At 61.3% G+C, this 21,792-nt stretch carries 21 protein-coding genes; 12 read left to right on the top strand and 9 right to left on the bottom strand.

Annotation, left to right across the window (positions count from 1 at the left end; all coding sequences use genetic code 11):
* The first annotated feature begins 6 nt into the window (after window positions 1-6).
* The 6 genes from tusD (at window position 7) to N5J71_RS12105 (ending at window position 3,454) form a co-directional block, all read left to right on the top strand.
* Entirely contained in the window at window positions 7-399 is a 393-nt protein-coding gene (tusD, locus tag N5J71_RS12130) for a sulfurtransferase complex subunit TusD (RefSeq protein WP_017677050.1), read from the top strand.
* The gene (gene tusC, locus N5J71_RS12125) at window positions 400-759 is read left to right on the top strand and encodes a sulfurtransferase complex subunit TusC (RefSeq protein WP_003460412.1); all 360 of its coding nucleotides are present in this window, start codon (window positions 400-402) and stop codon (window positions 757-759) included.
* On the top strand, window positions 759-1,058 hold the full coding sequence (gene tusB, locus N5J71_RS12120; protein ID WP_003460413.1) for a sulfurtransferase complex subunit TusB: 300 nt from the start codon (window positions 759-761) through the stop codon (window positions 1,056-1,058). The genes tusC and tusB overlap by 1 nt, the downstream gene beginning before the upstream one ends.
* Window positions 1,055-1,390, top strand: coding sequence for a TusE/DsrC/DsvC family sulfur relay protein (locus N5J71_RS12115; protein WP_003460414.1), 336 nt, complete (start codon window positions 1,055-1,057; stop codon window positions 1,388-1,390). Before tusB ends, N5J71_RS12115 begins: the two co-directional genes overlap by 4 nt.
* The gene (locus tag N5J71_RS12110; protein ID WP_003460415.1) at window positions 1,387-2,370 is read left to right on the top strand and encodes a glycosyl transferase family protein; all 984 of its coding nucleotides are present in this window, start codon (window positions 1,387-1,389) and stop codon (window positions 2,368-2,370) included. The genes N5J71_RS12115 and N5J71_RS12110 overlap by 4 nt, the downstream gene beginning before the upstream one ends.
* Window positions 2,371-2,455: 85 nt before the next feature.
* Entirely contained in the window at window positions 2,456-3,454 is a 999-nt protein-coding gene (locus N5J71_RS12105; protein WP_003460417.1) for a glutathione S-transferase family protein, read from the top strand.
* Window positions 3,455-3,509: 55 nt separating this feature from the next.
* Here the strand turns inward: N5J71_RS12105 and cysG are convergent, their stop codons facing one another.
* The 6 genes from cysG to N5J71_RS12075 form a co-directional block, all read right to left on the bottom strand.
* Window positions 3,510-4,898, bottom strand: coding sequence for a siroheme synthase CysG (cysG, locus tag N5J71_RS12100; RefSeq protein WP_003460418.1), 1,389 nt, complete (start codon window positions 4,896-4,898; stop codon window positions 3,510-3,512).
* A 129-nt stretch (window positions 4,899-5,027) separates the two neighbouring features.
* Entirely contained in the window at window positions 5,028-6,308 is a 1,281-nt protein-coding gene (gene serS / locus N5J71_RS12095) for a serine--tRNA ligase (protein ID WP_279869932.1), read from the bottom strand.
* A gap of 125 nt (window positions 6,309-6,433) precedes the next feature.
* Complete coding sequence (crcB, locus tag N5J71_RS12090; protein WP_003460420.1) at window positions 6,434-6,814, bottom strand: fluoride efflux transporter CrcB; 381 nt, start codon at window positions 6,812-6,814, stop codon at window positions 6,434-6,436.
* On the bottom strand, window positions 6,811-8,136 hold the full coding sequence (locus N5J71_RS12085) for a replication-associated recombination protein A (protein WP_003460421.1): 1,326 nt from the start codon (window positions 8,134-8,136) through the stop codon (window positions 6,811-6,813). Before N5J71_RS12085 ends, crcB begins: the two co-directional genes overlap by 4 nt.
* A gap of 3 nt (window positions 8,137-8,139) precedes the next feature.
* Window positions 8,140-8,766, bottom strand: coding sequence for an outer membrane lipoprotein periplasmic chaperone LolA (gene lolA, locus N5J71_RS12080; protein ID WP_003460422.1), 627 nt, complete (start codon window positions 8,764-8,766; stop codon window positions 8,140-8,142).
* Between the two features lie 125 nt (window positions 8,767-8,891).
* Window positions 8,892-11,297, bottom strand: a complete 2,406-nt coding sequence (locus tag N5J71_RS12075; protein ID WP_003460423.1) for a DNA translocase FtsK — start codon at window positions 11,295-11,297, stop codon at window positions 8,892-8,894.
* Window positions 11,298-11,489: 192 nt separating this feature from the next.
* Here N5J71_RS12075 and trxB point away from each other — a divergent pair, with 192 nt between their 5' ends.
* From trxB to infA, 4 genes are all read left to right on the top strand, one after another.
* Window positions 11,490-12,440 (top strand): thioredoxin-disulfide reductase, encoded by a 951-nt coding sequence (gene trxB, locus N5J71_RS12070; RefSeq protein WP_279916922.1) that lies wholly within the window; start codon window positions 11,490-11,492, stop codon window positions 12,438-12,440.
* 55 nt (window positions 12,441-12,495) lie between these two features.
* Window positions 12,496-13,176, top strand: a complete 681-nt coding sequence (gene aat / locus N5J71_RS12065) for a leucyl/phenylalanyl-tRNA--protein transferase (protein WP_074858399.1) — start codon at window positions 12,496-12,498, stop codon at window positions 13,174-13,176.
* Between the two features lie 54 nt (window positions 13,177-13,230).
* Window positions 13,231-13,938, top strand: coding sequence for an arginyltransferase (locus N5J71_RS12060; protein ID WP_003460426.1), 708 nt, complete (start codon window positions 13,231-13,233; stop codon window positions 13,936-13,938).
* A 403-nt stretch (window positions 13,939-14,341) separates the two neighbouring features.
* Window positions 14,342-14,560, top strand: coding sequence for a translation initiation factor IF-1 (gene infA / locus N5J71_RS12055; protein ID WP_002553999.1), 219 nt, complete (start codon window positions 14,342-14,344; stop codon window positions 14,558-14,560).
* 95 nt (window positions 14,561-14,655) lie between these two features.
* Here infA and clpA read toward each other — a convergent pair whose 3' ends face one another.
* Together clpA and clpS are read right to left on the bottom strand one after the other, a co-directional pair.
* On the bottom strand, window positions 14,656-16,926 hold the full coding sequence (clpA, locus tag N5J71_RS12050; RefSeq protein ID WP_074858402.1) for an ATP-dependent Clp protease ATP-binding subunit ClpA: 2,271 nt from the start codon (window positions 16,924-16,926) through the stop codon (window positions 14,656-14,658).
* A gap of 29 nt (window positions 16,927-16,955) precedes the next feature.
* On the bottom strand, window positions 16,956-17,318 hold the full coding sequence (gene clpS, locus N5J71_RS12045) for an ATP-dependent Clp protease adapter ClpS (RefSeq protein WP_003460431.1): 363 nt from the start codon (window positions 17,316-17,318) through the stop codon (window positions 16,956-16,958).
* 231 nt (window positions 17,319-17,549) lie between these two features.
* On the opposite strand from clpS, the gene cspD reads away from it, so the two are divergent.
* The gene (cspD, locus tag N5J71_RS12040; protein ID WP_003460433.1) at window positions 17,550-17,819 is read left to right on the top strand and encodes a cold shock domain-containing protein CspD; all 270 of its coding nucleotides are present in this window, start codon (window positions 17,550-17,552) and stop codon (window positions 17,817-17,819) included.
* A 67-nt stretch (window positions 17,820-17,886) separates the two neighbouring features.
* Here cspD and icd read toward each other — a convergent pair whose 3' ends face one another.
* Window positions 17,887-19,143 (bottom strand): NADP-dependent isocitrate dehydrogenase, encoded by a 1,257-nt coding sequence (gene icd / locus N5J71_RS12035; RefSeq protein WP_003460435.1) that lies wholly within the window; start codon window positions 19,141-19,143, stop codon window positions 17,887-17,889.
* A gap of 360 nt (window positions 19,144-19,503) precedes the next feature.
* Between icd and N5J71_RS12030 the strand changes: the two genes are divergently transcribed.
* Window positions 19,504-21,732, top strand: a complete 2,229-nt coding sequence (locus tag N5J71_RS12030; RefSeq protein WP_074858406.1) for an NADP-dependent isocitrate dehydrogenase — start codon at window positions 19,504-19,506, stop codon at window positions 21,730-21,732.
* Window positions 21,733-21,792: the final 60 nt, after the last annotated feature.

The following is a 21,792-nucleotide window of genomic DNA, read 5'->3' as shown; positions in this document are numbered from 1 at the left end:
AACGCCATGAAGTTTGCCATTGCCCTGTTCGCTGCTCCTCATCTGCCTGCCTCGCGACGCGCACTGCGTTTTGCCCAGGCGGCGCTGGCGGACGGCCACGAGATCGTTCGCCTGTTCTTCTATCAGGACGGCGTGCATAGCGCCGCTAGCAACGTGGTCAGCCCGCAGGACGAGCTCGATCTGCCCGGCGAGTGGCGCGAGTTCGTCACTGCCAACGGGCTGGACGCGGTGGTGTGTATCGCTGCTGCACTGCGTCGCGGCGTACTCAACGCCGAAGAAGCGCAGCGCTATGCGCGCCCTGCGGCCAATCTGCAGGCCCCGTGGGAGCTTTCCGGCCTTGGCCAATTGCATGAAGCGGCGCAACAGGCCGACCGCCTGATCTGCTTCGGAGGCCACTGAATGAGCAAGTCGCTATTGATCATCAGCCGCCAGGCGCCCTGGAGCGGCCCTGGAGCCCGCGAGGCGCTGGATATCGCCCTGGCTGGCGGCGCCTTCGACCTGCCCATCGGCATGCTGTTTCTCGACGATGGCGTGTTCCAGCTAAGCAAAGCGCAGCAACCTGGTGCACTACAGCAAAAAAACCTTGGCGCGAACCTACAGGCGCTGCCAATGTTCGGCGTAGAAGATCTGTACGCCAGCCAACGCAGCCTGGCCGAGCGCGGCCTGAGCGATGCCGAACTGAATCTGGCGGTAGAGCGACTGGACGACAGTGCGCTGACCGCCCTCCTTGATCGTTATGACCAGGTGATCACCCTCTAATGGCCACCCTGCACATACTTTCCCATTCGCCGTTCGCCGATAGCCGCCTGGCTAGCTGCCTGCGTCTGTTGGGTGCCGCTGATGGTCTGTTGCTCAGCGGCGATGCGGTCTACGCGCTACAGCCCGGCACAGCCAACCTGCAGGCTCTGCAACTGATGCCCGCCAGCGTTGCGCTCTATGCACTGGGCGAAGACCTAAGCGCCCGCGGCCTGCAGGCGCCCGAGCGCGCACAGGTCGTGGACTATCCAGAGTTCGTCGAGCTATGCATCCGCTACGCCAAGGTCAACAGCTGGCTATGAGCACGCTCAACGTCGCCGGACGTGAAATTGCCCTGGACAAGGACGGCTACCTGCTCGACCTGCAGGATTGGTCACACCCCGTAGCCGAGGCGCTGGCCGCAGCTGAAGATTTGCAGCTGAGTGAAGAACACTGGGAAATTCTCGACCTGCTGCGCGCTTTCTACGCCGAATTTCAGCTATCACCGGCCAACCGCCCACTGATCAAGTACGTGGCATTGAAGCTCGGTCCGGAGAAAGGCAACAGCCTGCACCTAAACCGCCTGTTCAAGGGCACGCCCGCCAAACTCGCCGCCAAGCTTGCCGGCCTGCCAAAACCGACCAATTGCCTATGAACCTGATCACCCCCGCCGAACATCCCTTCGCCCAGTTCGTGCGTATTCTCGGCAAGGGCAAGCGCGGCGCACGTGGTCTCACCCGCGAGGAAGCCCGCGAGGCCATGGGCCTGCTGCTCGACGGCAAGGTGGAGGACACTCAGCTCGGCGCTTTTCTGATGCTGCTGCGGCACAAGGAAGAAAGCGCCGAAGAACTGGCCGGCTTCACCGAGGCAATCCGTCAGCGCCTGCCCACGCCCAGCGTTGCAGTGGACCTGGATTGGCCCAGTTATGCCGGCAAGAAACGTCATCTGCCCTGGTATCTGCTGGCGGCCAAGGCGCTGGCCGCCAGCGGCACGCGCATTTTCATGCACGGTGGCGGCGCTCATACCGCAGGGCGGCTGTATACCGAACAACTGCTAAAGCAGCTGGATATAGCCAGCTGCGATAACTGGCAGGCCGTGGAAGAAGCGCTCGACACGCACGGCCTGGCCTACAGCTACCTGGGCAACTGGATGCCGGCGCTACAGCGCATGATCGACCTGCGCAACACCCTTGGTCTGCGTTCGCCGATTCATTCCCTGGCACGGGTAATCAACCCACTGAACGCCCACTGCGGCCTGCAGAGCATTTTTCACCCCGGCTACCAGGCCGTGCATCGTGAAGCCAGCCGGCTACTGGGCGATCATGCCATCGTGATCAAGGGCGAAGGTGGCGAGATCGAGGTCAACCCCGATGTCGCCTGCCATCTGTATGGCACCCGCAATGGCGAGGATTGGGACGAAGAATGGCCCGCGCTGTCGGCACAGCGTCACGTCAAGCCCGAGCGGCTCGACCCGGCCGTGCTGGTCGCGTTCTGGCGCGGTGAACATGATGATGCCTACGGTCGCCTGGCCGTGATCGCGACCATGGCAACCGCGCTACGTGGATTGGGCCTGAGCCGCGATGAGGCCATGCAACAGGCTCGACAACGCTGGGATGCACGCTTTCAATCCAACTGATCGATCAGTTAAGCCAGCTTTTTCCACCTTTCCATCGACCCCACAACGCTAGACTCCAGGTTCATTCAAGACGGAGGCACGTGTTATGGGCTTGTTGATCGATGGCCGCTGGCATGATCAGTGGTATGACACCGGCGACAGCGGCCGCTTCCAACGCGAAAGCGCACAACGGCGCAACTGGGTGACCGCCGATGGCAGTGCCGGCCCGAGTGGCAGCAGCGGTTTCAAGGCGGAGGCCGGGCGCTATCACCTGTATGTTTCACTGGCCTGCCCCTGGGCTCACCGCACCCTGATCCTGCGCAAGCTCAAAGGCCTGGAATCGCTGATCGACGTCTCGGTGGTCAGTTGGCTGATGCGCGAGCAAGGCTGGACCTTCGACCGCATCACAGGCTCCAGCGGCGATCACCTCGATAACCTGAGCTACATGCACCAGCGCTACACCGCCGATGACCAGCATTACACCGGGCGTGTAACCGTGCCTGTATTGTGGGACAAACAAACGGGCGGCATCGTTAGCAATGAATCGGCGGAAATCATCCGCATGCTCAACAGCGCCTTCGATGGCCTGACTGGCAACGCTCTGGACCTGTATCCCGAAGCCCTGCGCGAACGCATCGACTCACTCAATGAGCGCATCTACCCGGCGGTGAACAACGGCGTCTACCGCGCGGGCTTTGCTACCACCCAGGACGCTTACGAAGAAGCCTTCGACGAATTGTTCGTCATGCTCGACGAACTGGAGGCATTGCTGGCTGACACACGCTATCTGGCCGGTGAGTACCTGACCGAAGCCGATATTCGCCTGTTCACCACACTGATTCGCTTCGATGCCGTCTATCACGGGCACTTCAAGTGCAACCTGCGACACATCGAGGACTACCCGAACCTGTCCAACTGGCTACGCGAGCTCTACCAGTGGCCAGGCATCGCCGAGACGGTGGACTTCACCCACATCAAGTCGCACTACTACGCCAGCCACGCCAGCATCAACCCTACGGGCGTGATACCCCAAGGGCCGCGGCAGGACTTCATGCGCGCACATGACCGCCAACGCCTGCCGGGCAAAGGTGTGTTCCAGCGTTAGAAACGCGATGGCTGGTGACTTGAAGCCTCGACAACGAGGCTTCAGTCGCGGGGTTTCAGATGCTGTTCTGAGCGCCTTCGAACCAAGCGAGCTTGTCACGCAGAGTGACCACTTCCCCGACGATCACCAGGGTTGGCGCATGTACTTCATGCGCTGCTACCAACTCCGGCAGGGTCGCCAGAGTGCCGGTAAACACGCGTTGATTCTGCGTCGTGCCTTGCTGCACCAAAGCCGCTGGCGTGGCGCCTGAACGGCCGTGTGCGATCAATTGCGCGCAGATGCCGGGCAGGCCAACCAGCCCCATGTAGAACACCAGGGTTTGTCCCGGCGATACCAGATCCTGCCAGGGCAGATTGCTGCTGCCATCCTTGAGGTGGCCGGTAACGAAACGTACGGACTGCGCATGATCGCGATGAGTCAGCGGAATCCCGGCATAGGCTGCGCATCCTGAAGCTGCGGTAATACCCGGCACCACCTGAAACGGAACGCCTTTGGCAGCCAGTTGCTCGATCTCCTCACCGCCCCGGCCGAAGATGAACGGATCGCCACCCTTCAGGCGCAGCACCCGCTTGCCCTGCTTCGCCAGGTCGATCAATAGCTGATTGATCTGCTCCTGCGGTACGGCATGATCGGCGCGGCGCTTGCCGACGTAGATACGCTCCGCATCACGGCGGCACAAATCGATGATCGCCGGCGCCACCAGACGGTCGTACAGCACCACGTCGGCCTGCTGCATCAGGCGCAGCGCCCGAAAAGTCAGCAGATCGGGGTCGCCGGGGCCGGCGCCGACCAGATACACCTCACCCAGCGCACGTGGCGCAGCACCGGCCAGACGCGCCTCCAGCAGACGCTCGCCCTCTTCCAGTTTGCCGGCAAAAACACTCTCGGCGATCTGTCCCTGGAACACATCTTCCCAGAATACACGGCGCTGCTGTACGTCGGGGAACAGCTGCTTGACCCGCTCACGAAAGCGCTTGCCCAGGTTGGCCAACTGGCCATAGGTGGCCGGAATCCAGGTTTCGATCTTGGCGCGGATCAAGCGCGCCAGTACCGGTGCGTCACCACCGCTGCTGACCGCGACGATCAGCGGCGAGCGGTCGACGATGGCTGGGAAGATCACGCTGCACAGAGCCGGCGCATCCACCACGTTGACGGGGATACCCAACGCCTGGGCCTCGGCAGAGATTCGCGCATTGAGCGGCTCGTCGTCGGTCGCGGCAATCACCAGGCCAACGCCCTGCAGATCATCGCTCTGGTAACCGCGCAGGAAAACACCCTGCTCGCCGGCCATGGCCTGCAGCTCGCGACGGACATCGGGCGCCACAACCCGCAGGCATGCGCCCGCTTCGGCCAGCAGGCGCGCTTTACGCAGCGCCACCTCGCCGCCGCCGACGACCAGCACCGGGCGACCCTGCAGCTTGTGGAACAGCGGAAGAAATTGCATAAAGTCAGCCTCGAATGAGGTGGGAAGGCGAACGACGGGCACGTAGGGTGCGCCATGCGCACCCTACGTCCATCGCCAGGCGCGCCGCTTGTAAACGGGGCAGCCGCACCACCCCGTTTTAGTAGCGGCTCAGCCGATTACTTCAATGCCGCCCATATAGGGTTTCAGAACCTCGGGCACACGAATACTGCCGTCAGCCTGCTGATAATTCTCCAGTACCGCCACCAGGGTGCGACCAACTGCCAGGCCGGAGCCATTGAGGGTGTGCACCAGCTCCGGCTTGCCGGTTTCCGGATTGCGGTAGCGCGCCTGCATGCGACGCGCCTGGAAGTCGCCGCAGTTGGAGCAGGAAGAAATCTCGCGGTACTTGTCCTGGCTCGGCACCCAGACTTCCAGGTCGTAGGTCTTCACCGCGGAGAAGCCCATGTCGCCGGTGCACAGCGCCAGCTTGCGGTACGGCAGATCCAGCAGTTGCAGCACGCGCTCAGCGTTTGCGGTCATGCTTTCCAGAGCCTCGAAGGACTTGGACGGCTCGACGATCTGCACCATCTCGACCTTGTCGAACTGGTGCTGACGGATCATCCCACGGGTGTCTCGGCCGGAGGCGCCCGCCTCACTGCGGAAACATGGGGTATGGGCGACGAACTTCAGTGGCAGCTGTTTGGCATCGAGAATTTCGCCGGCGACGATATTGGTCAGCGACACCTCGGCAGTCGGGATCAGGTACAGGTCGGCCTGGTCTTCGCGACGGATTTTGAACAGGTCTTCCTCGAATTTCGGCAGCTGACCTGTGCCCTGCAGCGCCGGAGCCTGCACCAGGTACGGGGTGTAGGCCTCTTCGTAGCCATGTTCGCCGGTGTGCAGGTTGATCATGAACTGCGCCAGGGCGCGATGCAGGCGCGCGATGGGGCCGCGCAGCAGGGCGAAACGCGCGCCGGACAGCTTGGCAGCGGTCTCGAAGTCCAGCCAGCCGTGCTGCTCGCCCAGGGCCACATGATCCTTGATCTCGAAATCGAAGCTGCGCGGCGTACCCCAGCGCGCGACCTCGACGTTGCCGTCCTCATCCGCGCCAACCGGCACAGACTCGTGCGGCAGGTTGGGAATGTTCAGCAGCAGGTTGTCCAGCTCGTTCTGGATGGCGTCCAGCTCGCGCTTGCCGGCCTCCAGGTCGCTGCCCAACTGATCGACCTCCGCCAGCAGCGGCGCAATATCCTCGCCGCGCGCCTTGGCCTGGCCAATGGACTTGGAACGGCTGTTACGCTCGGCCTGCAGCTGTTCGGTGCGTACCTGCACCGACTTGCGCTGACTCTCCAGGGCCTCGAAGCGGGCGACGTCGAGGACGAAGCCACGGGTGGCGAGGCGCTCGGCGATTTCGGTGAGTTGCGTGCGGACGAGTTTGGAATCGAGCATGTTCGGGTCTCAATACATCGGCGAAAAAAGGTTGCGGCCACCAGCGTGACGCGGGTTGCCGAGTGTAAAGCCTTAGCAGGCTGTTGAAAAACCACCTGCGCTCTTTTCAACAGCCTGCTGCCAGGTCAGGCAGCCAAACGAGCCAGGCTCAAACCTGCCCAGGCCGCCAGCAGACCGCCGATGATGCTGAACGCCAGGTAGCCGAGCGCCTCGACTGCGCGACCACCCTCGATCAGTTTCATGATTTCCAGGCTGAAGGATGAAAAAGTGGTGAAACCGCCCAAAACGCCGGTAATCAACCCCGTGCGCAGCTCCTGTGGAAGATCGGTACGCGTGAGGAACAGCCCCGAAAGCAAGCCGATCAACAGGCAGCCAACGAGGTTGACGGCAAAGGTGCCCAGATAAAAGTGCCTGGGCCAATTGCCCGCGACCCAGCTGGAAGCCAGAAACCGCAGCACCGAGCCAACCGCGCCCCCAGCAGCTACGGCAAGCGCGACGCGGATCATGGTGCTCTCCTCCGCCTTGGGCTCGCAGCGTCCAGGCTGCGCAAATGCAGCAGCTTGTCGCGAATCTTCAGCTCCAAGCCGCGCGGCACAGGGTCGTAGTACTGACGCGGCTGCAAGCTCTCGGGGAAGTAATCCTCGCCCGCCGCATAGGCATCCGGCTCATCGTGCGCGTAACGATATTCGTCACCGTAGCCGAGCTGCTTCATCAGCTTGGTCGGTGCGTTGCGCAGGTGCAGCGGCACCTCCTGCGAACCCTGCTCGGCCGCATCACGCATGGCTGCCTTGAAAGCTGTGTACACCGCGTTGCTCTTCGGCGCACAGGCCAGATAAACGATGGCCTGTGCCACGGCCAGCTCGCCTTCCGGGCTGCCCAGGCGCTCCTGCACGTCCCAGGCATTCAGGCACAGGGTCAGGGCGCGCGGGTCGGCGTTGCCGATATCCTCGCTGGCCATGCGCACCACACGGCGGGCGATGTACAGCGGGTCGCAGCCGCCGTCGAGCATGCGTGCGTACCAGTACAACGCGCCATCCGGGCTGGAGCCGCGTACCGATTTGTGCAGGGCGGAAATCTGATCGTAGAAAGCTTCGCCGCCCTTGTCGAAACGGCGGCGGCTGTCGCCCAGCAGGTTCTGCAGCAGCTCCACCCCAATTTCGCCACCGTCCTCGGCCAGGTCTGCAGCGTTCTCGAGGAAGTTGAGCAAACGACGGCCATCGCCATCGGCGGCAGCCAGCAGAATCTGAAAAGCCTCGTCCGGCAGGCGTAGATGGCGTTCGCCCAGGCCTTTCGGGTCGGTCAGAGCGCGATTGACCAGCTTGCGCATCGCCGCCTCATCGAGGCTCTTGAGCACGTAGACGCGGGCCCGCGAGAGCAGCGCATTGTTCAGCTCGAACGAAGGATTCTCGGTAGTGGCACCGATGAAGATCAGCGTGCCGTCTTCCACGTAGGGCAGAAAGGCGTCCTGCTGGCTCTTGTTGAAGCGGTGCACTTCATCGACGAAGAGGATGGTACGCCGGCCATACTGCGCCGCGTGCTGCTGAGCCACTTCGACGGCCTGGCGAATCTCCTTGACCCCGGACAGCACGGCCGAGATGGTCTCGAAATGAGCATCGGTGACCTTGGCCAGCAGGCGCGCCAGGGTCGTCTTGCCCACCCCGGGCGGCCCCCAGAAGATCATCGAGTGCAAGGCGCCCTGCTCCAGCGCCTCACGCAGCGGTTTGCCCGGCGCCAGCACATGCTCCTGGCCGACGTACTCGTCCAGGCTGGTAGCACGCAAACGCGCAGCCAGGGGCTGCGCGACGGGTTGGCGACTGAACAGATCCACGCCTTACTCCTGGATGACGTCCGCACCTTCCGGAATGTCGAAGGTGAACTGCCCATCATCGACCGGCTCGTTCATCTTCACATTGAGGAACAGGATGTTGGTGCGCTGGCCGATGCTGTCGATCAGTTGCATGTCGTTGAGCACGCGGTTGCGGAACGACAGACGCAGGCTGTCGAACAGGCTGTCCTTGGCCTTGGGCTTGAGAATGAAGTCGACCACGCTGCCGCCTTCCTTGTAGTCGATCTCGAAGTTCTCGCGAATCTGCGAGACATCACCGGACAGCAGCAATGCCGGGGTATGGGTCAGGCGCTGATCGAGTGTCTGAATGGTGACCTGCTCCAGATCCGGGTCGTACAGCCAGACCTTCTCGCCATTGGAGACCAGCAACTGCTCCATGGGTTGATCGGTGTGCCAACGGAACATGCCCGGACGCTTGAGCGCCAGCTGCCCTGCAGTTTCCTGCAGCTGAGTGCCGCTGGCGTCGAGGGTCAGCTGAGAGAAGCGCGCACTGATGGTTTGCGCCTGGCTGAGCAATTCGCTCAAGCGCTTGGTGGCCGCCTCTTCATCAGCCTGGGCGGTCAGCAGGGTAAAGCTCAAAGCAGCCAGCATCAGCAGGCGAATAACACGCATATAAACCCCTTGAGTCCGTATGAGAATGGCGAGGCGACTCGGTACCCCGCATTGCTCGGCAGCACCTGGGCTGCCGTGAATCCTGTAGACCGCGAACTCAGCGGTTTATCCGCGAGACGCAACACTCAGTCACGAGATGAACCGGGCGCGAGCACCTCGCGTGAACCGTTGGTATTCATCGAGCTGACCACGCCAGCCATTTCCATCGCCTCGATCATCCGTGCTGCGCGGTTGTAGCCGATCTTCAGCTTGCGCTGCACGGCGGAAATGGAGGCACGGCGGCTTTCCAGCACGAAGTTGACGGCCTCGTCGTACAGCGGGTCTTCCTCGCTGCCCTCACCGCCTTCACCGCCGCCACCTTCGAAGCTACCGCCACCCTCTTCGGCCCCGGCAAGAATGTCTTCGTTGTAATCCGGCGCGCCACGCAGCTTCCAGGCCTCGACCACGCGATGCACTTCATCGTCGGAGACAAAGGCGCCGTGAACACGAATAGGCAAGCTGGTGCCGGGCGGCATGTAGAGCATGTCACCGTGGCCAAGCAATTGCTCAGCACCGCCCTGGTCGATGATGGTGCGCGAGTCGATCTTGCTCGAGACCTGGAACGCCATGCGGGTCGGGATGTTGGCCTTGATCAGGCCGGTGATCACGTCCACCGAGGGGCGCTGGGTGGCGAGAATCAGGTGAATACCGGCCGCACGCGCCTTCTGCGCAATACGCGCAATCAGCTCTTCGACCTTCTTGCCAACGATCATCATCATGTCAGCAAATTCGTCGACCACCACCACGATGGTCGGCAGCGGCTTGAGCAGCGGTGCTTCATCGTCCAGGTTTTCCCGGCGAAACAGCGGGTCAGTCAGCGGCTCGCCAGCCTCGATGGCATCCTTGACCTTGCGGTTGAAGCCCGCCAGGTTGCGCACGCCCATCTTCGACATCAGCTTGTAGCGACGCTCCATCTCGGCGACGCTCCAGCGCAGGGCGTTGGCCGCCTCCTTCATGTCGGTGACCACCGGGCACAGCAGGTGCGGAATGCCCTCGTAGATCGACAACTCGAGCATTTTCGGGTCGATCATGATCAGTTTGGCGTCTTCCGGGCTGGACTTGAACAGAATCGACAGAATCATCGCATTCACGCCCACCGACTTACCGGAACCGGTGGTGCCAGCCACCAGCAGGTGCGGCATCTTGGCCAGATCGGTGATCACCGGTTTGCCGCCGATGTCGTGCCCCAGTGCAAGGGTGACCGGCGACTTGGCCTCGTCATACTCGGGGGTCGACAGCACTTCGGAGAAACGCACGATCTGGCGGTTCTCGTTGGGAATCTCGATACCGACGGTGGTCTTACCCGGAATGACCTCGACCACACGCACGCTGGTCACGGCCAGCGAGCGCGCCAGATCCTTGGCCAGGTTGGCGATGCGGCTGACCTTAACCCCGGCAGCCGGCTGAATTTCGTAGCGGGTGATCACCGGGCCCGGGTGGATCGAATCCACCGCCACTTCGACGCCGAACTCCTTGAGCTTGATTTCCAGCAGATGGCCGACGCCCTTGAGCGACTCCGGCGAATACTCGACCTTCTTGGCTTCCGCCGGGTCGAGCAGGGAAATCGGCGGCAAGGTGCCTTCCACCGCGCTGTCAACAAACAACGGCGCCTGTTTTTCCTTCTGCACGCGCTTGCTAGGCTCTGGCGCCTTGACCACTGGCGGCGTGGCGATGACCGGCGCAGGGCGCCTCTCGCGCTCGCTCATGTGCTTGCTCAGCGACTCTTCGCGCTCGAGCAGACGCTCCTTGACCCTGGCCTGCTCACGACGATCGGACACCACCGGCGCGGCCACCTCGATAACGCGTTCGTCCAGCTCGCGCAGCTGGATCTTCATCTGCTTGCGTTCGCTGCGGGCGTTCCACCAGCTGGTGATGGCACCATGAATCAGCTCGAGCAGATCGAGGGTGATCTTGCCAGTCAGATCCATCACGCGGAACCAGGACAGGTCGGTGAATACGGTCAAACCGAACAGGAACAGCGCCAGAAAAATCAGCGTACTGCCCTGTACGTTCAGCGCATGCACGGCCAAATCGCCCAGGCTGGCACCCAGCATGCCGCCGCCGGAACCCTGCATGCCGGCCGCGGCGGCAAAATGAATGTCACCCAACGCTGCGCCGGAAAGAATCAGAAAGACCAGACCGATGCTGTGCCAGGAAAACAGCCAGCCATTCCAGTGCCAGGGTTGATTACGGGTGCGAAACACCTGCCAGGTCTTGGCGGCCAGCAACAGGGGGAAGATGTAGGCGAAGTAACCCAGGGCGCCGAACAACGCGCTGGAGAGCCAAGCACCAATACTGCCACCGGCATTGATGATGCGCTCGACCTGCACGCTGTTGTCCCAGGCCGGATCAGCCACGTTATAGGTCAACAGTGCCATCAGCAGGTACAGGCACATCGCGCCCAGGGCGATCAACGCGCCTTCCTTCAGTCGATACTGAAGCTTGTGGCGCCAGTCGGTAATCTGGGTGGTGGAATTCTTCAAAACAGCCATTTCCTGCGCCCTTGGCGCGTCCATCTGGTGGTTGATCACAAGCGACTTATTGTAGGGCCAGCCTGACGCCGAGGCCAATTGCCAAGCTCCCGCACCCACCCTGCTTCGGTGTAGCATAGCCGCCAGCAGCTTCCATGCGGCTCAATTGGAGCACGCATTCTCTTTTGTGACAAAGGCTTATGGGGTTTTTTTATGAGCGAAGTCAAGCATTCCCGCCTGATCATCCTGGGTTCCGGCCCAGCCGGTTATAGCGCTGCCGTGTATGCTGCGCGCGCCAACCTGAAACCCGTCGTGATCACCGGCATCCAGCCTGGCGGTCAGCTCACCACCACCACCGAAGTGGACAACTGGCCGGGCGACGTCGAAGGCCTCACCGGCCCGGCGCTGATGGAGCGCATGCAGAAGCATGCCGAGCGCTTCGACACCGAGATCATTTACGACCACATCCATACCGCTGAGTTGCAGAGCCGTCCCTTCGTGCTCAAGGGTGACAGCGGCACTTACAGCTGCGATGCCCTGATCATTGCCACCGGCGCCAGTGCCCAGTACCTCGGCCTGCCATCGGAAGAGGCGTTTTCCGGCAAGGGCGTTTCGGCCTGCGCCACCTGCGACGGCTTCTTCTACCGCAATCAGGTGGTCGCCGTGATCGGCGGCGGCAATACCGCCGTCGAAGAGGCGCTGTACCTGTCGAACATCGCCAAAGAAGTGCACCTGGTGCACCGCCGCGACAAGCTTCGCTCGGAGAAGATCCTGCAGGACAAACTGTTCGATAAGGTCGAGAACGGCAACATGCGCCTGCACTGGAACCACACCCTGGATGAGGTGCTGGGCGACCAGAGCGGCGTCACTGGCGTACGCCTGAAAAACACCCTCGACGGTAGCACCAAGGAGCTGGCCCTGGCTGGCGTGTTCATCGCCATCGGCCACAAACCCAATACCGAGCTGTTCGTCGGCCAGCTGGACATGCATGACGGCTACCTGAAGATCAAAGGCGGCAGCGAAGGCAATGCCACTGCTACCAGCATCGAGGGCGTATTCGCCGCCGGCGACGTGGCCGACCACGTCTACCGCCAGGCCATTACCTCGGCCGGCGCCGGCTGCATGGCCGCACTGGACGTCGAGAAGTTCCTCGACAGCAACTGATGGACAAGGGCGAGCCGCCCCGCTCGCCCTCCCCCGCCCCAATGGACAAGCGCGCATGCTGACCTGGCTGCAACGTGACTCCCTGCAGTTCCCGCCACTGGCAAAAGCCATGCGCGAACCCAACGGCCTGCTCGCTGCTGGTGGCGACCTGAGCGCCGACCGCCTGATCAGCGCCTATCGGCACGGCTGCTTTCCCTGGTTTCAGGATGGCCAGCCGATTCTCTGGTGGTCACCCGATCCGCGTACCGTTCTGTTCCCCGAGGAGCTGCATGTCTCCCGCAGCCTGGCCAAGCTGCTGCGCCAGCAGCGCTACCGCGTCACCTTCGATCAGGACTTCGCCGCCGTCATACAGGCCTGCGCCGAGCCGCGCACCTACGCCGATGGCACCTGGATTACCCGTAGCATGCAGGAGGCTTACCTGCAGCTGCATGAGCGCGGCATCGCCCACTCGGTGGAAGTCTGGCAGGAGGATCAACTGGTCGGCGGGCTTTACGGCCTGGCGATGGGGCAGCTGTTCTTCGGCGAATCCATGTTCAGCCGCGCCGACAATGCCTCGAAAGTCGGTTTCGCCACACTGGTCGGCAAACTTCGAGACTGGGGCTTTGTACTCATCGACTGCCAGATGCCCACACAGCACCTGCGCAGCTTCGGCGCCAGGGCCATACCGCGCGCCAGCTTCGCCGAATACCTCAAGTGTCACCTCGATCTGCCCACCGGAGCAGATTGGCTCGCCTAGTCGATCTTCGCAGCCTGGCATACACTCTTTATCAGGCTTCCCCGAGACACCGCCATGACCGAGCTGGCCCGCCTGAAGTTCTATGCCACTCAACCCCATCCATGCAGCTATCTGCCGGAAGAACAGGCCACCACCCTGTTTCTCGACCCCAGCCAGCCCATGGATGTGCTGGTTTATGCAGAACTTTCGGAAATGGGCTTTCGCCGCAGCGGCGACCACCTCTACCGACCGCATTGCCAGCAGTGCACCGCCTGCATTCCTGCACGCATTCCTGCTGCGCGCTTCACACCTAACCGCCAGCAGCGGCGCATCCTCAAACGCAATGAAGACATCGTAATTCGCTGCGTGCGCCCGGCATTCACTGAAGAGTATTACGATCTCTACGTGGGCTATATCGAGCAGCGCCATGCCGATGGTGACATGTACCCACCGAGCCGTGACCAGTTCTCGACCTTTCTGATTCGCGACCTGCCGTTCTCACGCTTCTACGAGTTTCGTCTGCAAGGCAGATTGGTCGCCATCGCAGTCACTGACGTTCTGCCAAACGGTCTGTCAGCGGTTTATACCTTCTATGACCCCACCGAAGAACGCCGCAGCCTGGGGCGATTCGCCATCCTCTGGCAAATCGGCGAGGCCGAGCGCCTGGGGCTGGAGGCCGTCTACCTCGGCTACTGGATCAAGAATTGTCGGAAGATGAACTACAAGACCCAGTACCGCCCCATCGAACTATTCGTTAATCAGCGCTGGACACTGCTTACCTAGGGTCTGTTGCCGTTTCGCGCACGGCCGCAACGGAGCCAGTTTTTGCGTGGGGCTAGGCGCGAGACGCGAAGTTTGGTCGCCCAAATGAGCCGTCGAGTAACGACGTACCACGCAAAAACTGGCCGTCCCTTCGGGTTGCGCGGCAAATTGCGCCATGCGTCGTTGCGGGATTTGGCAAGGGAACGACCATTACCTGCATCCCGCGCCTCGCGTGGCGCAATTTGGCGCAGCAACGCGGCTCGCGTCGAAACGGCAACAGACCCTAACCTCTCAGCCACCATCCCAGTCAGTTCGACACTCCAAGCCACTTGGCGCAGCCCACTGTTTTCGGGCACAATGCACGCCGCTTTTGCCTGGCGCCAGTTGCACCGGGCCATTTCCTGGATACCGAGGGCTTTACTGCATGTCGAAAGAAGACAGCTTCGAAATGGAAGGCACTGTCGTCGACACCCTGCCCAACACCATGTTCCGCGTGGAGTTGGAAAACGGGCACGTCGTTACCGCGCACATCTCCGGCAAGATGCGCAAGAACTACATCCGCATTCTCACTGGTGACAAGGTGCGCGTTGAGCTGACGCCTTATGACTTGAGCAAGGGCCGCATTACCTACCGCGCCCGTTAAGCCAAGCACCAAACGAAAACGCCCGGCATATGCCGGGCGTTTTCGTTGACTTACTGAAAGCCACCAGGGCTTTCAGTGCACTTGAGGCCATTCGATCAGGCGACCTCTGCCGCCGTCTCGAACTCGAAGCTGGGCTCGCCACCCTTGATGTCGATGTGCACCACACCGCCATGCTCGGCCAGCTCGCCGAAGAGGATTTCCTCCGCCAGCGGACGCTTGATCTTGTCCTGGATCAGGCGTGCCATCGGTCTGGCCCCCATCATCACATCGTAACCGCGCTCGGCCAGCCAGCTGCGCGCCGCATCGCTGACTTCCAGCGTGACACGCTTGTCTTCGAGCTGCGCCTGCAGCTCGGTGAGGAACTTGTCGACGATGCTCTTGATAGTTTCGTGACTGAGACGACCAAACTGGATGATAGTGTCCAGACGGTTGCGGAACTCCGGCGTGAAGCTCTTCTTGATGACTTCCATGGCATCGGTGGAGTGATCCTGCTGGGTGAAACCGATCGACGCACGCGAAGCGGTTTCCGCACCGGCGTTGGTGGTCATGATCAGGATCACGTTGCGGAAGTCCGCCTTGCGTCCATTGTTGTCAGTCAGCGTGCCGTGGTCCATCACCTGCAACAGCAGGTTGAAGACTTCCGGATGCGCCTTCTCGATCTCATCGAGCAACAGCACGCAGTGCGGCTGCTTGGTGATCGCCTCGGTCAGCAAGCCACCCTGGTCGAAACCAACGTAACCGGGCGGCGCACCGATCAGGCGCGATACGGTGTGACGCTCCATGTACTCGGACATGTCGAAACGCACCAGCTCGATACCCATGGCCTTGGCCAACTGCCGCGCCGCTTCGGTCTTGCCCACGCCCGTGGGGCCGGCGAACAGGAAGGAGCCGACCGGCTTGTCCGGCGCCTTGAGTCCGGCGCGCGACAGCTTGATCGCAGTGGCCAGCGAGTCGATGGCAGCATCCTGGCCGAACACGGTGAGCTTGAGATCACGCTCCAGGTTACGCAGCAGTTCCTTGTCGGAACTGGAGACATGCTTCGGCGGAATCCGCGCGATCTTGGCGACGATATCCTCGACCTGTGCTACCTCAATACGCGCCACGCGCTTGTCTTCCGGCTGCAGGCGCTGGTAGGCGCCGGCCTCGTCGATGACGTCGATGGCCTTGTCCGGCATGTGCCGATCATTGATGTAGCGCGCAGCCAATTCAGCCGCTGCACGCAGAGCTTCGTCACTGTATTCGATGTGGTGATGCTGCTCGAAGCGCGCCTTGAGCCCCTTGAGAATGCCGACGGTGTCCTCTATCGAAGGCTCGACCACGTCGACCTTCTGGAAGCGTCGCGCCAGCGCACGGTCCTTCTCGAAGATGCCGCGGAATTCCTGGAAGGTGGTGGAACCGATGCAGCGAATCTCACCCGAGGACAGCATCGGCTTGAGCAGATTGGAGGCATCCATGACCCCGCCCGACGCCGCGCCAGCACCGATGATGGTGTGAATCTCGTCGATGAAGAGGATCGCATGCGGCCGCTTGCGCAGCTCATTGAGCAGCGCCTTGAAGCGCTTCTCGAAGTCGCCGCGGTACTTGGTGCCGGCCAGCAGCGCACCGAGATCCAGAGAATAGACCACGCTGTCAGCCAGCAGGTCGGGCACCTGCTCGTCAACGATACGCTTGGCCAGGCCTTCGGCGATGGCTGTCTTGCCGACACCGGCCTCGCCTACCAGCAGTGGGTTGTTCTTGCGCCGACGCGCGAGAATCTGCGCAACACGCTCGACTTCATGCTCGCGACCGACCAGTGGATCGATACGTCCCTGACGAGCCAGTTCGTTGAGGTTGCTGGCGTAGGCATCCAGCGGATTGCCGGACGCTGAGGACTCACCGCCCTCCTCATCCTGCATGTCCTGATCATTTTCGTGGTGATCGCCATGCCCAGGCACCTTGGAGATGCCATGGGCGATGTAGTTGACCACATCGATGCGCGCCACGCTCTGCTGCTTGAGCAGGAACACGGCCTGACTTTCCTGCTCGCTGAAGATCGCGACCAGGACGTTGGCGCCGGTCACTTCACGCTTGCCGGAGCTCTGCACATGGAAGACAGCACGCTGCAGAACGCGCTGGAAGCCCAGAGTCGGCTGGGTTTCGCGGTCTTCATCGTGCTGAGGAATCAGTGGCGTGGTGGAGTCGATAAACTCCTGCAGATCGTGGCGCAGCTTGTCGAGGTTGGCCCCACAGGCCCGCAGCACACTGGCGGCTGCCTCGTTATCCAGCAAGGCGAGCAGCAGGTGCTCGACCGTCATGAATTCATGACGCCTGGCACGGGCCTCCTTGAAAGCCAGATTGAGGGTGACTTCGAGCTCTCGATTCAACATAGCTTCACCTCATACCCAATTGGCCGGCGTTAACCGTCCTTCTCTATTTCACAGAGTAGCGGATGCTGGCTCTCTCGCGCGTATTGGTTGACCTGCATTGCCTTGGTCTCCGCAATATCACGGGTGTACACACCACACACCGCACGCCCTTCTGTATGGACGGCCAGCATGATCTTGGTCGCCAACTCCCGGTTCATGCCAAAAAACGTTTCGAGCACTTCGACAACGAAATCCATCGGGGTGTAGTCGTCATTGAATAAGACCACCTTGTACATCGGTGGCGCCTGCAATGCTGGCTTGGATTCCTGAACAGCGATACCAGAGGAGTCATCCTCATGCTCTGCCGGGTGATCCTGATTGAATGTTAGTCGAATCTGGCTACTTGCATGCATGCTGAAATCAGAGGTTCAGGGCCGGGCGAACGGGGATGCTAGAAGGAGTTTGACTGAGTTCTCAGCCATCCGCCGTATAGCCTTGACTAACGGCAAAAGGGTGTTACAACAAATGAGTACCCATACGCGGGTATCAGGGATTCCGCACCTTCGCCCAGCCTGGTCGGTTATCGCGCGGAATCAGGGTGGATGATACTCCAGAGATGGAGTCCTTTGCAGAGGGATATCAGCATGCTCAGCGGTAAGGTCAAGTGGTTCAACAACGCCAAAGGTTATGGATTCATCCTGGCCGATGGCCGAGATGAGGACCTGTTCGCCCACTACTCGGCTATCCAGATGGACGGTTACAAAACGCTCAAGGCCGGCCAACCGGTTCGCTTCGAGATTGTGCAAGGCCCCAAGGGCCTGCATGCCATCAATATCAGCGCGGTTACCGCCAACCAGGGCGCCCCAGCGGCCTTACCCCAGGCGCACACTGTCGCGAGCCCTGTCGAAGCCTGAGCATTCTGGCAAATCGTCACGAAAAGGCCGGTCATTTGACCGGCCTTTTTTTCACACCTGAATCAGCCTACATATGGCTGATCATCGCATCGCCAAATTCGGAGCATGACATCAACTTCGCTCCTTCCATCAGGCGCTCGAAGTCATAGGTGACCGTCTTCGCAGCGATGGCGCCATTGGTGCCCTTGATGATCAGATCGGCAGCCTCGGCCCAACCCATATGACGCAGCATCATTTCGGCAGAAAGGATGATCGAGCCCGGGTTGACCTTGTCCTGGCCAGCGTACTTGGGCGCCGTACCGTGCGTCGCTTCGAACATGGCCACCGAGTCGGACAGGTTGGCACCCGGCGCGATGCCGATACCCCCCACCTCGGCCGCCAGCGCATCGGACAGATAGTCGCCATTGAGGTTTAGGGTAGCGATCACGTCATATTCAGCCGGACGCAGCAGAATCTGTTGCAGCATGGCGTCGGCGATCACGTCCTTGACCACGATATTCTTGCTGGTGCGCGGATTCTTGAACTGCATCCACGGGCCGCCATCGAGCAACTCGGCACCGAATTCCTCACGGGCAATCTCGTAACCCCACTCCTTGAAGGCACCCTCGGTGAACTTCATGATGTTGCCCTTGTGCACCAGGGTCACCGAGCTGCGGTCGTTATCGACTGCGTACTGCAGCGCCTTGCGCACCAGGCGCTTGGTACCCGCTTCGGAGACCGGTTTGATGCCGATACCGCACATATCAGTGAAGCGGATCTTCTTGACGCCCATTTCCTCGGTGAGGAACTTGATGACTTTCTCGGCTTCAGGGCTGCCGGCCTTCCACTCAACGCCGGCATAGATGTCTTCGGAGTTCTCGCGGAAGATCACCATGTCCACGTCACCCGGTTTCTTCACCGGGCTGGGTACGCCCTCGAACCAGCGCACCGGGCGCAGGCAGACATAAAGGTCGAGCTCCTGGCGCAGGGCTACGTTCAATGAACGGATGCCGCCGCCTACGGGCGTGGTCAGCGGGCCTTTGATCGAGACCACGTAATCACGCACGGCCTCGAGGGTTTCTTTCGGCAGCCAGGTGTCCTGATCGTAAACCTGGGTCGCCTTCTCACCGGCATAAACTTCCATCCAGGAGATCTTGCGGGCGCCGCCATAGGCTTTTTCGACGGCAGCGTCGACCACCTTGATCATCACCGGGGAAATATCGACACCAATACCGTCACCCTCGATGAACGGGATGATCGGATTGTCTGGAACATTCAGCGACATATCGGCGTTAACGGTGATTTTGTCACCGCTGGCTGGCACCTGGATCTTTTGGTATCCCATGCTGGACTCCATCTTGTGGTTAGGCAGTGTGCATCTCCGAGAGTAGCGCAAACCGCTCAAGGAGACACATGTGCAAAGGTCTTATGCAACTGGGCATTCTGTGGCGAGGTGTCGCAGTGGTATACTGCTTAGGTGACTAACGAGTCATAAGGGGCGACCTATCTGGAACCAGACAGCAACCTCTTGAACCCGGTAAACGGCCACCACTGTCTGCCGGCTCGAAATGCTCGACACTCTACGGGTGCATCCAACATCACCGCGGCGAGTCCTCGACCCGGCCCCGCCATCATGGGGCTCAAGCGCCTACCCGCGCAGGTCGAGTTTCTATGCGCGCTCAGCAAAGAAGAGAGTTAACCCTAAATGTCCACCCCTTCGAAGATCATCTACACCTTCACCGACGAAGCTCCGGCCCTCGCTACCTATTCGCTTCTGCCAATTGTAGAAGCCTTTGCCGCCTCGGCTAACATCTCCGTTGAAACCCGCGACATCTCTCTTGCTGGACGGATCCTGGCAAGCTTTGCCGACCGCCTGGACGCCGACAAGCGCATCGATGACGACCTGGCCAAACTGGCCGAGCTGACCCTGCAGCCGGACGCCAACATCATCAAACTGCCGAACATCAGCGCCTCCGTACCTCAGCTCAAGGCTGCCATCGCCGAGCTGCAGGCTCAGGGCTATAACATTCCGGACTTCCCGGAAGATCCGCAGAGCGACGAAGACAAAGAAGTTCGCGGCCGCTACGCCAAAATCCTGGGCAGCGCCGTGAACCCGGTTCTGCGCGAAGGCAACTCCGACCGCCGCGCCCCGGCCGCGGTCAAGGCCTATGCACGCAAACACCCGCACAGCATGGGCAAGTGGAGCATGGCCTCGCAGTCCCACGCCGACTACATGCGCGGCGGCGACTTCTTCTCCAGCGAGCAATCGATCACCATGGCCAAGGCCGGTGACGTGCGCATCGAGTTCGTCGGCAAGGACGGCAAGGTCGAGGTCAAGAAACAACTCGCCCTGCAGGAAGGCGAAGTGTTCGACAGCATGTTCATGAGCTGCCGCAAGCTACGTGACTTCTTCGAGAAGACCCTGCAGGACTGCAAGGAAACCGGCGTGATGTGGTCCCTGCACGTCAAGGCGACCATGATGAAGGTCTCCCACCCGATCGTCTTCGGTCACGCCGTCAGCGTTTACTACAAGGACGTGTTCGACAAGTACGGCGAGCTGTTCAAGGAACTGGGCGTCAACCCGAACAACGGCATCAGCAGCGTTTACGACAAGATCAAGGCCCTGCCGGCCTCGCAGCAGGAAGAAATCCTGCATGACATCCACGAGGTTTACGCCCATCGCCCGGAAATGGCCATGGTCGACTCGGTCAAGGGCATCACCAACCTGCACATCCCGAGCGACGTGATCGTCGACGCCTCGATGCCGGCGATGATCCGCAACTCCGGCCAGATGTGGGGCAAGGACGGCAAGCAGAAAGACACCAAGGCCGTCATGCCTGAGAGCACCTACGCGCGCATCTATCAGGAAATGATCAACTTCTGCAAAACCAACGGCGCCTTCGACCCAACCACCATGGGCAGTGTGCCGAACGTCGGCCTGATGGCGCAAAAGGCCGAGGAATACGGCTCCCACGACAAGACCTTCGAAATGACCGCCGACGGCACCATGCGCGTCGTCGCCGCCGACGGCACCGTGCTGATGCAGCACCAGGTCGAAGCCGGCGACATCTGGCGCGCCTGCCAGACCAAGGACGCGCCGATTCGCGACTGGGTCAAGCTGGCCGTTACCCGCGCCCGTCAGTCCAACACCCCGGCGATCTTCTGGCTGGACCCGGAGCGCGCCCACGACCGCGAACTGCAGAAGAAGGTCGAGCTGTACCTCAAGGACCACGACCTGACTGGCCTGGATATCCGCATGATGGGCTACAACGAAGCCATCCGCGTATCCATGGAGCGCATGATCCGCGGCCAGGACACCATCTCGGTAACCGGCAACGTACTGCGTGACTACCTGACCGACCTGTTCCCGATCATGGAGCTGGGCACCTCGGCCAAGATGCTGTCCATCGTTCCGCTGATGGCTGGCGGCGGCATGTACGAAACCGGCGCCGGCGGTTCGGCGCCCAAGCATGTGCAACAGCTGGTCGAAGAAAACTACCTGCGCTGGGATTCCCTGGGCGAGTTCCTGGCCCTGGCCGTGTCGCTGGAAGAAACCGGCATCAAGACCAACAACGCCAAGGCCAAGGTACTGGGCAAGACCCTGGATCAGGCTACCGGCAAGCTGCTGGACAACAACAAGTCCCCGGCGCGCAAGGTCGGCGAGATCGACAACCGCGGCAGCCACTTCTACCTGGCACTGTACTGGGCACAAGCCCTGGCCGAGCAGAATGACGATGCCGAGCTGAAAGCCCATTTCGCCCCGCTGGCCAAGCAACTGACCGAGCAGGAAGCGACCATCGTCGCCGAACTGGCTGCCGTACAAGGCAAGCCGGTCGACATCGGCGGCTACTACCGCTCCAACCCTGAGCTGACCAGCAAGGTGATGCGCCCCAGCGCCACCTTCAATGCCGCTCTGGCTGCACTGAATGCCTGATAAGGCTTGAGTGTCAAAGAACCCCGGCCTTGCGCCGGGGTTCTTTATTTATGGATCTGG

The sequence above is a fragment of the Ectopseudomonas oleovorans genome (assembly GCF_029845265.1).
GTDB lineage: Bacteria > Pseudomonadota > Gammaproteobacteria > Pseudomonadales > Pseudomonadaceae > Aquipseudomonas > Aquipseudomonas oleovorans.
Note: the sequence above shows the minus strand (reverse complement) of the source record. Positions and strands in the feature narration are given on the sequence as shown.

Coding starts and splice junctions, on each gene's coding strand:
- tusD (WP_017677050.1), top strand. CDS start 7: ATGAAGTTTGCCATTGCCCTGTTCGCTGCTCCTCATCTGCCTGCCTCG.
- tusC (WP_003460412.1), top strand. CDS start 400: ATGAGCAAGTCGCTATTGATCATCAGCCGCCAGGCGCCCTGGAGCGGC.
- tusB (WP_003460413.1), top strand. CDS start 759: ATGGCCACCCTGCACATACTTTCCCATTCGCCGTTCGCCGATAGCCGC.
- N5J71_RS12115 (WP_003460414.1), top strand. CDS start 1,055: ATGAGCACGCTCAACGTCGCCGGACGTGAAATTGCCCTGGACAAGGAC.
- N5J71_RS12110 (WP_003460415.1), top strand. CDS start 1,387: ATGAACCTGATCACCCCCGCCGAACATCCCTTCGCCCAGTTCGTGCGT.
- N5J71_RS12105 (WP_003460417.1), top strand. CDS start 2,456: ATGGGCTTGTTGATCGATGGCCGCTGGCATGATCAGTGGTATGACACC.
- cysG (WP_003460418.1), bottom strand. CDS start 4,898: ATGCAATTTCTTCCGCTGTTCCACAAGCTGCAGGGTCGCCCGGTGCTG.
- serS (WP_279869932.1), bottom strand. CDS start 6,308: ATGCTCGATTCCAAACTCGTCCGCACGCAACTCACCGAAATCGCCGAG.
- crcB (WP_003460420.1), bottom strand. CDS start 6,814: ATGATCCGCGTCGCGCTTGCCGTAGCTGCTGGGGGCGCGGTTGGCTCG.
- lolA (WP_003460422.1), bottom strand. CDS start 8,766: ATGCGTGTTATTCGCCTGCTGATGCTGGCTGCTTTGAGCTTTACCCTG.
- N5J71_RS12075 (WP_003460423.1), bottom strand. CDS start 11,297: ATGGCTGTTTTGAAGAATTCCACCACCCAGATTACCGACTGGCGCCAC.
- trxB (WP_279916922.1), top strand. CDS start 11,490: ATGAGCGAAGTCAAGCATTCCCGCCTGATCATCCTGGGTTCCGGCCCA.
- aat (WP_074858399.1), top strand. CDS start 12,496: ATGCTGACCTGGCTGCAACGTGACTCCCTGCAGTTCCCGCCACTGGCA.
- N5J71_RS12060 (WP_003460426.1), top strand. CDS start 13,231: ATGACCGAGCTGGCCCGCCTGAAGTTCTATGCCACTCAACCCCATCCA.
- infA (WP_002553999.1), top strand. CDS start 14,342: ATGTCGAAAGAAGACAGCTTCGAAATGGAAGGCACTGTCGTCGACACC.
- clpA (WP_074858402.1), bottom strand. CDS start 16,926: ATGTTGAATCGAGAGCTCGAAGTCACCCTCAATCTGGCTTTCAAGGAG.
- clpS (WP_003460431.1), bottom strand. CDS start 17,318: ATGCATGCAAGTAGCCAGATTCGACTAACATTCAATCAGGATCACCCG.
- cspD (WP_003460433.1), top strand. CDS start 17,550: ATGCTCAGCGGTAAGGTCAAGTGGTTCAACAACGCCAAAGGTTATGGA.
- icd (WP_003460435.1), bottom strand. CDS start 19,143: ATGGGATACCAAAAGATCCAGGTGCCAGCCAGCGGTGACAAAATCACC.
- N5J71_RS12030 (WP_074858406.1), top strand. CDS start 19,504: ATGTCCACCCCTTCGAAGATCATCTACACCTTCACCGACGAAGCTCCG.